Origin of the sequence: Streptomyces sp. JH14, assembly GCF_029428675.1 — a bacterium.
Classification (GTDB): Bacteria; Actinomycetota; Actinomycetes; order Streptomycetales; family Streptomycetaceae; genus Streptomyces.
Genome location: NZ_JAJNEL010000001.1, coordinates 5,780,773 through 5,793,240, shown reverse-complemented (window position 1 = coordinate 5,793,240; position 12,468 = coordinate 5,780,773). Strand labels below are relative to the sequence as shown.

Sequence of the window (12,468 nt, the reverse complement as noted above, 5' to 3'; positions counted from 1 at the left end):
GGGGATGAAAGGAACTCCCGAAGTGAGAAGCTCCATAAGACGGGTTTCGGCGCCATCGACTGCCCGCCGTTCGCAGGGGCGGCTGGCCGCGACCGCGGCGGTCCTGGTCGCCACCCTGGCCGCCTCCGCGCTGCCGGCCTCGGCCGTCGTGCGGGCGGCCGCCGACACGGAGGCGGCACCCGCCCCGATCGCGGCGCAGCCACGGCCCGGGGCGCAGGCCGTTCTCCTGTCGCCCACGCAGCGGCGGCAGTTGCTCGACGCGGCAGCCGATGCCGCGCCGGAGACGGCTCGCGCGCTGAAGCTGGGCTCCCAGGAGGCGCTGGTTCCGAAGGACGTCGTCAAGGACGCCGACGGGACCGTGCACACCCGCTACGAGCGGACGTACGCCGGGCTGCCCGTGCTTGGCGGTGACCTCGTGGTTCACGACCGGGCCGGCGTCCTCAGCACCAGCTACGCCTCCAAGGCCAAGCTGTCCCTGCCGACGACCAAGGCCGAGCACCCGGCGGCCGAGGCCAAGAAGTCGGCCATGGGCGAGGCCAAGGCCAAGGGCACCGCCAAGGCCGCCGCGGACAAGGCGCCCCGCCTGGTCGTCCAGGCGCAGGGCGGCAAGCCGACCCTGGCGTGGGAGTCCGTGGTCACCGGTCTGCAGAAGGACGGGTCACCCAGCGAGTTGCACGTCCTCACCGACGCCGGGAGCGGCGCCGTGCTCCAGAGCGCTGAGCACGTCGAGTCCGCAGTCGGCAACAGCATGTACAGCGGGCAGGTCCAGATCGGCAGCACGCGCCAGGACGACGGCAGCTACGCCCTGATCGACCCGCAGAGCGGCCACCGGACCCTCGACTCGACCACCGACTACCGGGGCGTCCAGATCACCGACCCCGACGACGTCTGGGGCGACGGAACGGCGGCGGACCCCGAGACCGCCGCGGTCGACGCTGCCTACGGTGCGCAGACCACCTGGAACTTCTACCGTGACCGCTTCAGCCGCAACGGCATAGCCAACGACGGCCGCAGCAGCTACTCCCGGGTCCACTACCAGGCGGAGCCGGGAGTCTCCCTTGCCAACGCCAACTGGCAGGACAGCTGCTTCTGCATGAGCTACGGCGACGGCCGCGACGGGCAGCACCCGGTGACGGCGCTGGACACCTCCGCCCACGAGATGGCGCACGGAGTCACCTACAGCACGGCCGACTTGGTCGACTTCGGTGAGTCGGCGGGTCTCAACGAGGCGATCAGCGACATGATGGCCGCCGCCGTCGAGTTCTACGCCGACAACCCGAACGACGTGCCCGACTACATGGTGGGCGAGCTGGACGACCTCCATGGTGACGGCACGCCCATCCGCTACATGGACCTTCCCTCCAAGGCCGGCGTCAGCGCCGTCGGTTACGCGCCCCTGGACTACTGGAAGCCGGGGGCGAAGTACGACGAACCCCACATGGTGGCCGGGGTGGGCGACCACTTCTTCTACCTGCTCGCCGAGGGCAGCGGGGCGAAGACCATCAACGGTGTGGACTACGACAGCCCCACTTACGACGGCCTGCCGGTGTCGGGCATCGGGCTGACCAACGCCACCGACGTCATCTACCGCGCGCTCACCGTTTACATGACCAGCACCACGGACTACGCGGGCGCCCGGACCGCCACGCTCCAGGCCGCCGCCGACCTCTACGGCGCGCACAGCGACGCCTACGAGGCCGTCGCCAACGCCTGGGCGGGCGTCAACGTCGGAGTGGGTTACGTCAACCACATCGCGGTGTCCTCGCTGCCCACCGGCCCGGTGGGACTCGGCCAGCCGGTCAGCCGGCAGATCGTGGCGGCCAGTAGCCACCCGGGCACGCTGACCTACTCGGCCAAGCACCTGCCGAACGGCCTGGCGATCGACCGGGTCTCCGGTCTGATCACCGGTACGCCCAAGAAGGTCGGGGACTACGACACCGTCATCACCATCACGGACTCGGCGGGGAACACCCGCGATTTCCCGGTGACCTGGTCCGTCCTGGAGTCCGGAGGGGACGTCTTCGTCAACCCCACGCCGTATGTGATCCCCAAGTGGGGTGTGGTGGAGTCGCCGTTGGTCGTCACGGGGAAGGACGGCAACGCCCCGGGTGACCTCAAGGTCACGGTCGACCTCGACGCCGGATTCTGCAACGGCCAGGTGATCAATCTGATCGCCCCGGACGGTACCGTCATCCCGGTCAAGCCCTGGGGTCCCAACTGGGACATCACGACCACCCTGAAGGAGACGTACACCGTCGACGCCTCGGCCTTCCCGGCGAACGGCACCTGGAAGCTGCGTGTCACGGACGACACTCCGAGCATCTTCGACCTTGACGAGGGACACCTCCACAGCTGGAGCCTGACCTTCTGACCTCGATGACCCCCGAACGACCCAGCGGCGCCCACCGGCCCGACCGGCCGATGGGCGCCGTCAGGCCGGTGGACGCCGTCAGGCCGTCACAGAGTGAGGGACCGGTCCGTCGTGCGATGCGGTGCCTCGCCGAACCCGCAGATCGACAGCACAGTGCAGCGACAGACCGGCGCTGGCACGTCGTCCCAGCGAGGAATGCCGGACCCCGACGAACGAGGAGTGGGACGCCTTCCTCGCCCACTTTGAGAAGCGCAAGCTCTCTCTGGGAACCTGCGCTCGGGCCTTCGGAACGTCGTGCATCCACGAGCACGCTTGCGTCCGGTGTTCGCTCCTCCGGCCCGAGCCGTCCCAGCGAGACCGTCTGCCCGAGATCCGCGACAACCTGCTCGACCGGATCGCCGAAGCTCAGCGGGAGGGCCGGCTCGGAGAGGTCGAGGGCCTGGAGATCAGCCTGGCCGGCGCAGAGGACAAGTTGACCCAGCTCGATGCCGCTCTCAAGTCCTCAGTCATCCACTTGGGCCTGCCCACCTTCGGCGAGATCGCCGCACGGACCACTGATGGCGATACCTGAATCTCCCCACCAGGTGCTCGCGGCAGCCTCAGAGTTGCTCGGCTTGACTCCCCAGGCAGTCCGCGCTTGCCTGCGACCGGCCACCAGGAGGGAGGAGCCGCTCGACAGTCGGCCAGCGCCAGGGGCGCGGGCCGGTGAGTAGTGCGCGACGCGCATCGCGTGAGCGACGCAGATGGCGCCCTTGTCGGGCCGGTGTTACTAGGCACTCGAGTTGGCGGCGCGCCGGACAGCATGGTCAGCCTGGCGCTGCGGCAGGCAGGCTCACCGGACCTTCTCGTCCGAGCACCGCCTTGGCTGCGAGGAATCGGCTTCACCGTGCGCGCACCTGACCAAGCAGGATTCCACCGTGCGTGAGGACGGGGACATGTCCGTCCGGCGCGAGGTCAACATCAACGACGTACCGATCGTGGAAGCCGACTTACGGCTCCGGGAGTAAGCGTGCCGGCTCCGGGAAGAGTGGTGAGCGTCGGCACGGGACAGGGGGATTCCGCAGCATGCGCTACTACGTCTATGTCTCGGACGCCAAGCTCGAACTACTCCTCGGGCAGATTCCTCCCAAGCGGCTGTCCCGTCTCGCGGCCGAGTTCACGATCGACCTGAAGCTCGTCAGTATGACCGTCCAGACCGCGGCGCCGCCCGAAGCCACCAGGTATCAGCGGCTGGCCGTCGTCGAGCGCGCGATTGAACGGGACGAGGACGTATCAGGGCTGGAGGAGCCCTCTGTCTGGTTCCGCGGGATGCTCGGGCTCCGTTCGATGATCTTCGGCGGCGAGTCGACGGGGTTGCTGTTATTCACCGGTGCGTGGCAGGGGACGGTGATCGCCCTAATCGGGTCGGCACACCACCTCATCGGATCCGGGGCGGCTCCCGAGGCTGTCCCGATCGGCTACTCCGGCTCGATGCTCCCCACGCTCTTCACCCTCCTCGAACGGGACCAGGCGGAATGGGCCGACCGTCACCAGGTCCAGGAGGCGGATCCTCCCCTCACTCGGCGCTTCCGTCAGACCGACCAGGACTCGCTGCGGCAGGTCATCGGCTGCGCCGAGCAGATCACGGGGCCGAGCCAGGGATGCGAATTCCTCGCTCGGCGCCTCCTGGTAGGGACGACCCAGGATCCCAACGGGCGGCCCGTCAGAGTACTCATCGGCACTCCCCTCTATATCGCGCTCTCCGGGGAGGGCCGGTGAGCCCGCGCAGCAGACCCGGAAGTCGTACGGTCTACAGAGTCGGCTTGCCGGGGCTCATCGTGGTACCGCAGGCCGATGTCGCGCTGATGAGGTTCTACCAGGATGTCGACGGCCTCTGCCGGATCCTCGAACGCGCCGACCGATACACCGCGGCGTACGCGGCGGAGTTCCTTGCTGACATTGGCGGCCCGACGGCGGCGGACGCACTGCTGCGGTGCCTGAGGGACCCGGCCGAGGACCGGCTGCTCGTCGCCGCCGTCGCCCGGTGCCTGGGGCAGCTGGGTGAGCGCCGCGCCGTCCCGGACCTGATCGCGGCCCTGCACCGGGACGACTGGAGTTTCCCCCCTGATGAGGTGATCCGGGCGCTCGGCGACGTCGGCGATCCACGCGCAGTACAGCCGCTCCTCGACATGCTGATCCCCTACACCCCGCAGTGGCGAGAGGTGCTGGAAGCTATCGTCCGCATTGGAGACGCCAGCGCAGTGCCGGGTCTCCTCGCGGCGCTGTGGGACCTGCTGCCCAGGGCCGACGGTTCCTCTGGTGATGCCCTGGGGACCGAGGCTGTGCGCACGCTCGGCCGGCTGGGCTCCCCCCGGGCGGCGGGCGCGCTGGCCTTCCTCGTCGCTTCGAGTGCGATGCCGTCGGGACTGCGGCGGGCCGCTGCCGAAGCCCTGCGACAGATCGACGTCACTATCGCGTCCGGCTACGGCCGCCTCACCTTTGCCGAAGCTGCCCTCAGCGACCCCGACCAGCGGATCTCCGAGGCGATCGCCGAAGTCCTTTCCAGCACCCCGGGCGGGCTCCAACGACTGCGGTGGTCGGTCAGCAACGCCGATCCGGCCGTCCGGCGCAGCGTCTGCCACGGCCTCGGCACCGAAGGCGATCCGGAGGACTTGCCCGCCCTGCGGATCCGATTGAGCGAGGACGCCAACCCCACCGTGCGGCGTGCGGCGGCCCACGCGATCGCCCGGATCGGTGGTCACGAAGCCATGGCGGCGCTGGTTGAAGCACTGGGCGACGGCGAGATTCACGAGGACGTGACGCACGCGTTGGCCGCTCTACAACCTCCACCCGCAGCCAGGCTGTTGACCCTGCTTACCGACGGAACGGACCAGCAGCGGCATGGTGCGGCCACGGCTCTGGGCCTGCTCGGTGACCGGCGCGCGGCGCCCAAGCTTCTCGGTCTGCTCCCCGACGCCACGGCCCTACTCGTGCGGACCGCCGCCGTGGACGCCCTGGGCCGCCTGCGTCACCTGCCCGCCGCGACACCCTTGATCGGACTGCTCACTGACCCGGAGACCCCCGGGAGTCTCCGGGCCCGGGCGGCGTGTGCACTCGGCCGGCTGGGCGCCCCCGAAGCCGAACCGGCGCTGAGGGCAGCACTCGGCGAACCGATCGAGTCGATCCGGCTGCGCGCGGCCGAAGCCCTCGGCATGCTGCCAGGCTCGCCCCAAGCAGTGGATTCGCTCGCGCAGGCCACCACCGACCGCAGCCGAGACGTCCAGGCCGCCGCACTGCAGGCCCTCGGGAACTTCGGAGCGACCGCCCGCCCCGCCCTGCGTACCCTGCTCGCCACCGCCGAGGGCTGGCTCCGCTCCGACGTGGTGTCGCTGCTCGCCCAATGCGCAGACATAGACGACCTCGACACCCTGACGGCCATCGCGATCGAGGACGACATGCCGGCCGGGAGGCACGCAGTCGACGGCATCGCACGACTGCGCGACCCGCGCACCATCAACGCCCTGCGCCGGATCGTCGAGGGACCGGAGGAGCTGGGCTGCCGGTTCCCCGGCGACCTCCGCGGCGCCGCCCTGCGCGGACTCTCCCGTATCGACGACCCAGCGGCCGCCCGAGCCGTCCTGGAGTACTACATGTCGGACGTCGGCGACGTCGCGCACGGCGCAGCCCGCGAAGCCGTCAATACGCTCGCTGGCCGCACCGGCTCCACCTAACCGACGGCCACGTCCACGGCCTTCGGTCAGATCGAGCGGACGGCCCCGCCGCATCATGTACTCGCGGCTCATCGAACCTCCCCACCTGAGAGCCAGATCAAGTGGGGCGAGGAGTACGGGTGGTCGTTATCGGCGATCGCCATCACCACCTGATCAAGGTTGACGACGCGCGAGAATGATCCCTCCCAGCTTGCTCTCGGCAGAGGTGAGAGTCTTGTGCGTCTCGACAGCGAAGCCAGCTTCGTTAAGCCACTCAATCGTCTGGTCATGCTGCCGGCGATGGACATAGACCTTCATCGGGTGCCCGCCATAGCCCTCAGTCTTCAACCGCGACTCATCGCCGACATGGAAACTGAGCAGCAACAGCCCACCGGGCCGAAGCACTCGACGGAAATGCGCAAGAACCGAGCTAATCTCGTCGTCAGGAATGTGGATCAGTGAGTACCAGGCGACCAGGCCAGTCGCGGAGGCGTCGGCCAGGGCGAGCTCCGTCATGGAACCGAGATCGAACCGCACACCGGGGTGTTCACGACGGGCCACATCGATCATTCCAGGTGACAGATCGATGCCGAACGCGTCCAGGCCAAGGTTCCGCAGGTGGCCTGTAATCCTGCCTGTCCCGCACCCCACATCCACGACCAGTCCGCCGCCTTGGGCACGCACCAGGTCGGCAAACAAGGCCAAGACCGCGCGTTCCTCAGGTGTGTCGTCCAAGAGGTGACGTGTCAGCTCTGCGTAGCTTGCAGCGACGGCGTCATAAGACGTCCGCGTATCCGCCAACCAGTCATCTGCGTTCAGTCCCATTTCCACCGACCGCAGGCTACACAAGTCATCAAGCGGCGTGATGGCTTAGACCCAATGCCGTTGCTTGAACCGCCCGACTTGTATGGGGATATCGGGACGCGGTCGGGTTGGCCGCTCGTAGCGTGCCGTAGGACGCCGGGCCGGGTGACTCGTGAACCGTCTGCCGCTCTTCGGGGCTGGCTCTCCCGGGGTATGTCGCCGGTCCGGTGTCCGTCCGCGGTCTGACTCAACAGAGGCGTGTCCCGGCCGGTTGGTTCCGGAAGTCGGCGTGTCGGCCGTGGATGCCCTGTCGTCCGACCGAGAGGAACACAGTCCAGTGATATTGCTCGGTGTTGATCCCCACAAGTGCACCCACACCGCCACCGCCGTCGGGCCGGAATCGAACCAGCAGGTCGGAACGATGCGGATTGGGGCGAGCCTGACGGACTATCGGCGGCTGCTGGCCTGGGCCAAGCGGTGGCCGCAGCGGAAGTGGGCGGTGGAGAACGCCAACGGGCTGGGCCGGCATCTTGCCCAGTGGCTCATCGCCCGCGGCGAGAGCGTCGTCGATGTGCCTGCGGCGGCGACCAGTCGGGTGCGCGAACTCTCCCGCGGTGGACGGCGCAAGAACGACCAGATCGACGCTGCGGCCGCGGCCACGGTCGCCTGTCTGCAGGGAGACGGACGGGATGTCGAGCCCGAGGACCACACCACGGCGCTGGCTCTCCTGGATGAACGGCGTGTGAACCTGGCCCAGGCCCGGGTCCGCACAGTTAACCAGCTCCACGCGCTGCTGCGTGATCTGCTGCCCGGCGGCGCCCCGACCCAGCTGTCCGCGGACCTGGCCGCCACACTGCTGCGGTCCGTCCGCCCCGCCGGCGACGTCGAGACCGTCCGCAAGGACATCGCCTGGGATCTGGTCACGGAGATCCGGAAACTGGACAAGCAGCTCACGGACAATGCTGCCCGGATGCAGAGCCTCGTGGAGGCATCGGGCAGCGCCCTGATGACCACCCCGGGCATCGGGCCGGTCATGGCCGCCAGGCTGATCGGCCGCACCCGAGGGGCCCACCGATTCCCCAGCTCGGCGGCATTCGCGAACTACGCCGGTGCCGCCCCGGTGGCCGGCTCCGTCAGCCGACAACACCCGTCTTATCACTACTGCACACGCCTTGCGGCGTCGGCCGATTGGCGAGCTGACCGTCGAGGACATGCGTTTGTTGATCGGGCAGGACATCGGCCTGCCCTACCTCCTGCCACTGGCAGTGGAGGTATTGCGGGAGAACCCGATGCCAGAGGGGCACATGTACGAAGGCGGTCTCCTGTCTCGTTGTGCGGGAGCACAAGGCCCGCGACCGATGAGAGCCGGGGGCTGGTGACAAGGCGCCTCAGCGCGCCTTGCTCGCGAGCGGGGGTGTGAGGCTCACAGCATGTCCCACCGACGGGCGGCCTGCCGCAGTGCCTCCCGCAGGACGGTGACGGCGGAGTTCGCAGGCGCGCTCCGCCGGACGGCGAGGTAGAGGGTGTTCAAGGGGGCTGCTTCCGGCTCGTGGAGTTGGAGGACCTTTCCGGACTGCAGCGCGGGCAGGGCGATGTAGCGCGGGAGTACAGAGACGCCGGCGCCCCTTGTCACGGCTTCCAGAACGGCGCGCAGATCGGAGACGACGAACGCGAGCGGGTTGGGCGGGCGGCGTCCGAACTCGCTGCGCCAGTAGCGACGGATGATGGGAAGTTCCTCGGCGTACGCCACCAGAGGAAGGTGTGCCAGTGCCGCCACGGGCTCGTTCCGCAGCCGTTCAGGGTCGACAGTTCGGGCCATGTCGGGCGGTGCGACGAGCAGGAACTGCTCGTCCACGAAGGCTTCCGCGTGGAGGGCGTCGTGGGTAGGGCGTATGGAGGAGACGACGAGGTCCAACCGGTCGGCCGCCAGTGCGGCCAGCAGGTCGTCGGCGAGGCCGAGCACGGCATGCACCTGAACACCGTGCCTGGTCAGATCGGCGAGTACCGGGGTGGCGCACAGGGTCATGAACTCTGCGGCGGCACCGATACGGACCGTCCCTCCGAGTAGGGGCTCCTCGGACGAGCCCAGTGCCTTGCGGAGCCCGTCGACGTGTCCGCTGACACGCGAGGCCAGTGCTGTCGCCCCCGGTGTGGGCGTCACTCCCCGGGAGGTGCGCACGAAGAGCGGTTCGCCGATCTGTTCCTCCAGGCGGGCCAGTTGGCCGCTTACCGCCGGCTGGGTGAATCCGAGGCGTTGCGAGGCAGCTGAGAGCGACCCCGCCCGGTAGACCTCCACGAAGGTCAGCAGCAGGTCGAGACTTGGCATGCCACCGCGTTTCTCATGCACCACAGGCATAGCAAAGCACGCTTGAGTCCTGCCGGGCCCTCTCGCACCAGCGGCTATAACGAAAGTAGGCATCACGTTCTTCAGTCATAAAAAGTGTTCTGATCCGGTGGCTATATTGCGGCCCATGAGACGTGATGCGGAAAGTCTGGCCGAGCGACTGCGGTGGGCACGCGAGCGCTCCTTCGTGGGCAGGGCGGAGGAACTCGCGATGTTCCGGCAAGCTCTGTCCGGCGTCGTGGACGCACCTGCGGTCATCTACGTCCACGGTCCCGGCGGGGTGGGGAAGTCGACGTTGCTGCGCAGGTTCGCCGACGAGAGCCGGACGGCAGGAAGGCCGGTCGTCGAGGTGAACGGCCGGCTGATCGACCCCTCCCCCGCAGGTCTGGAGGCGGAAGTGGCCGGTGCGGACCCGGACGCGGTGCTGCTCATCGACGCGTTCGAACACTGCCAGGGGCTGGAGGGGTGGCTGCGGGACCGGTTCCTGCCCGGCCTGTCCACGCGGAACCTGGTGGTGCTGGCCGGGCGGGAGGGGCCCAGCTCCACCTGGAGCGCGGATCTCGCTTGGCGCGAGGTGCTCGCTGTCATGCCGCTGGGCGACTTGGACCCGTATGAGGCCGCACAGCTGCTGGAACTGCGGGATCTGACGCCAGCCCTGCGCGAACAGGTCCTGGGCTTCGCCGGCGGCCACCCTTTGGCGCTGAGTCTGGCCGCGAGCATTGCGGAGAGCGGGGAAGGATCCAGCTGGGCTCCGACGCCCGATGTGCTGACCAGGCTGCTGTCCCAGATGGTCGGCGACGTCCCCTCCCCTGTGCACCGGCTCGCCCTGGAGGTGGCGGCTCATGCGATGACCACCACCGAAGGACTGCTGCGCGCGATGGTGGGGCCCGAGCGGAGCGCGGAGATGTTCACCTGGCTGCGGCGCCTGCCCATCGCCGACTGGGGCCGGCAGGGGATGTTCCTGCACGACCTCGTCAGCGACGCGATCGATGCGGATCTGCGCTGGCGCGATCCGCAAGGGTACAAGGAGATGCACCGCCGCCTGGGACACGTCCTGCTCGAGCAGGCGCGCACCGCACCGGCGGACGAGGCACTGATCGCGATACGCGAGCTGACCTACCTCAAGCGCTACGGCCCGATGGGGGAGTACTTCCAGATGCGACGGGAGGGTGACTTCCACGAGGACACCCTCCGGCCGGGCGACCACGATGCCATCCACCGCCTGGTTACCGAGGCGGAGGGGCCGCAGTCCGCGGTGATCGCCGACTTCTGGCTGAAGAAGCAGCCTGAGGCCTTCTGGATCTACCGCGACTCGGTGACCGGCGAGCCTGCCGCATTCATGACCTGGCTGAGGGTGACCCGGCCCGGCGCCGATGAGCTGGCCATCGACCCGATCCTCGACCAGGCCTGGGAGCACACGCAGCGAACCAGCACGATGCGCCCGGGCCAGCACCTGATGCTGGCCCGATTCTTCGTCTACCCGCCCGCCTACGGCGGGATCTCGCCGGTGCAGCACCTGATGCAGCTGCGGATCTGCACGGACTGGATCCGCTCCGACGGACTGGCCTGGTCGCTCATGATCAGTCCGCTTCCCGACCTGTGGGAGCCGCTGATGCACCATCTGGGCCACACGCGGATCTCTGAACTGCCGTGGCCCAACGGGTACACCTACGCCCTGTTCGCCTGCGACTGGCGTGAGACACCGCTGTCGGTCTGGTTCGAGCGCACCCAGCCCGGCGCGCTCACCGAGACAGGACCGGCCCCTGCCACCTCGGTTCCTGTCACCACGCTGGCGCGCGCAGACTTCACCACCGCCGTGCGAGCCGCGCTGCGCGACTGGCACCGGGAGGACGATCTCGCGGCCAACCCGCTGCGGCAGACCACGATGCTGACCAGCCGGCCGGGGTACAGCGCGGAGCGCGCCGTGGAGATGCTACGCGACCTGCTCACCGATGTCGTCGACGACCTGCGCACGGAACCGCGGGCAGCGAAACTGCACCGCGTCATCGCCACCACCTACTTCCATCGGGTGCCCACCCAGATGGCCGCCGCCGAACGCCTCGGGCTGCCCTACAGCACCTACCGCCGCCACCTCCAGAGCGCGCACGAGCGGCTGGGCGAGGCGCTCTGGCGGCGGGAGAGCACCGGGCAACCGGCAGCCTCCCCGTTGCACGAGAACGAGAGCCAGCTGAGCACGCACCGGTAAACGGGCAAGACCCGCCGAAGTGATCTTCCCGGAGGCGGAGCCCCTCGCCGTACATGATCCATAAGAAGTCTTATGGACTTGCCCTCAAGCAGGACGACTGGCTCACGGGGCGTCTGCCCGGCCCCGGCCACCAGGTCCGTCTGTTTGTCTGGCGAAGGTGGCGCGTGAGGCGGAGGCCGGTCGCGTGACGGATTCAGCGCGGAGTGGCGGCGTGCTCGGTCATGTGCTCAGTCGGGTACGGGTAAACGGGCTCTGTCGCTGCTCTTGTGATGGTTGGAAGCGCTGTTACACGGTCCGAAGATGCAGAGCGGTCTCGGTGGCGGACACGGTGTACCAGGTGCCGTCGCCGAGGGCTTTTGGCAGGCTCGACACCTCGAAGGGATAGACGAGCTGGTCAATTAGTCGCATACGGGCCGCGTCGATGAGCCAGTGAGCCCACCTCGGGGTCGGTTGACGGGTCTCGGCCCGCGGAAGGCTCCATGCGGTCACATACGGCTGACGATTGCCGACGCGGCAGCGGTCACATCAAGCCCGCCTGCTGGAGAACCGCAACGTCGGACCTGTAGGTGTAGTGATGACCGTGCTCGAGACTCTTCTGGACCAGTTGGCCCTTCACTTTGTCTCCGTGGAAGGTCGACCACCTCCGGCACTTCTCGCACACCTCGCAGGGCATGAACAGCCGCAGCAGGTACAGACGATGATCGCGCCCGACCAGATAGAGGCTGCCCGTTTCGACTGCGACGCTCGGGTAGTTCATGGTCGAGGTCGGCACCAACACCGTTTCGTACCCCAACAACACCAACGTCCGCGGGGACAGCGACGTCGACATCATGGTGAAACTCAACGACCCCTTCCATACGGAGGGGCTGGCAGCTTGGTGGTTCGGGCAGCGGGCCAGCTACGCGGGACCGTGGACTCGGCAGAAGCTCCGCCGGGAGGTTGAGGAAGCGCTCACCAACCATTTCGGCTGGATGGACACAGACCACAACCTCACCTTGTACGTTCCGGAAGTTGTGGGCAGCCGTCCCAGCATCGACGTGGTGCCGTGCTTCAA

The 12,468-nt window shown here is 68.3% G+C and carries 10 protein-coding genes and 1 pseudogene; 7 read left to right on the top strand and 4 right to left on the bottom strand.

What is annotated here, in order from left to right; genetic code table 11:
• Positions 1 to 22 precede the first annotated feature (22 nt).
• The 4 genes from LRD69_RS26165 (at position 23) to LRD69_RS26150 (ending at position 6,081) form a co-directional block, all read left to right on the top strand.
• Complete coding sequence (locus LRD69_RS26165; RefSeq protein ID WP_277328985.1) at positions 23 to 2,371, top strand: M4 family metallopeptidase; 2,349 nt, start codon at positions 23 to 25, stop codon at positions 2,369 to 2,371.
• 121 nt (positions 2,372 to 2,492) lie between these two features.
• Positions 2,493 to 2,942 (top strand): hypothetical protein, encoded by a 450-nt coding sequence (locus LRD69_RS26160; RefSeq protein ID WP_277328984.1) that lies wholly within the window; start codon positions 2,493 to 2,495, stop codon positions 2,940 to 2,942.
• Between the two features lie 494 nt (positions 2,943 to 3,436).
• Positions 3,437 to 4,129, top strand: coding sequence for an SAVMC3_10250 family protein (locus LRD69_RS26155; RefSeq protein WP_277328983.1), 693 nt, complete (start codon positions 3,437 to 3,439; stop codon positions 4,127 to 4,129).
• Positions 4,130 to 4,173: 44 nt separating this feature from the next.
• On the top strand, positions 4,174 to 6,081 hold the full coding sequence (locus tag LRD69_RS26150) for a HEAT repeat domain-containing protein (RefSeq protein ID WP_277328982.1): 1,908 nt from the start codon (positions 4,174 to 4,176) through the stop codon (positions 6,079 to 6,081).
• Between the two features lie 153 nt (positions 6,082 to 6,234).
• Here LRD69_RS26150 and LRD69_RS26145 read toward each other — a convergent pair whose 3' ends face one another.
• On the bottom strand, positions 6,235 to 6,879 hold the full coding sequence (locus LRD69_RS26145; protein WP_277329878.1) for a class I SAM-dependent methyltransferase: 645 nt from the start codon (positions 6,877 to 6,879) through the stop codon (positions 6,235 to 6,237).
• Positions 6,880 to 7,036: 157 nt separating this feature from the next.
• Between LRD69_RS26145 and LRD69_RS26140 the strand changes: the two are divergent.
• Both LRD69_RS26140 and LRD69_RS26135 read left to right on the top strand, forming a co-directional pair.
• A pseudogene (locus LRD69_RS26140) lies at positions 7,037 to 7,930 on the top strand (transposase); the annotation flags it as partial.
• A 43-nt stretch (positions 7,931 to 7,973) separates the two neighbouring features.
• Positions 7,974 to 8,243 (top strand): contact-dependent growth inhibition system immunity protein, encoded by a 270-nt coding sequence (locus tag LRD69_RS26135; RefSeq protein ID WP_277329877.1) that lies wholly within the window; start codon positions 7,974 to 7,976, stop codon positions 8,241 to 8,243.
• 44 nt (positions 8,244 to 8,287) lie between these two features.
• Here the strand turns inward: LRD69_RS26135 and LRD69_RS26130 are convergent, their stop codons facing one another.
• Positions 8,288 to 9,190, bottom strand: a complete 903-nt coding sequence (locus LRD69_RS26130; RefSeq protein WP_277328981.1) for a LysR family transcriptional regulator — start codon at positions 9,188 to 9,190, stop codon at positions 8,288 to 8,290.
• A gap of 145 nt (positions 9,191 to 9,335) precedes the next feature.
• On the opposite strand from LRD69_RS26130, the gene LRD69_RS26125 reads away from it, so the two are divergent.
• Positions 9,336 to 11,414, top strand: coding sequence for an ATP-binding protein (locus LRD69_RS26125; RefSeq protein ID WP_277328980.1), 2,079 nt, complete (start codon positions 9,336 to 9,338; stop codon positions 11,412 to 11,414).
• Positions 11,415 to 11,699: 285 nt separating this feature from the next.
• Here LRD69_RS26125 and LRD69_RS26120 read toward each other — a convergent pair whose 3' ends face one another.
• Together LRD69_RS26120 and LRD69_RS26115 are read right to left on the bottom strand one after the other, a co-directional pair.
• Positions 11,700 to 11,822 (bottom strand): hypothetical protein, encoded by a 123-nt coding sequence (locus LRD69_RS26120; RefSeq protein ID WP_277328979.1) that lies wholly within the window; start codon positions 11,820 to 11,822, stop codon positions 11,700 to 11,702.
• 112 nt (positions 11,823 to 11,934) lie between these two features.
• Positions 11,935 to 12,258, bottom strand: a complete 324-nt coding sequence (locus LRD69_RS26115; protein ID WP_277328978.1) for a hypothetical protein — start codon at positions 12,256 to 12,258, stop codon at positions 11,935 to 11,937.
• Positions 12,259 to 12,468 lie beyond the last annotated feature (210 nt).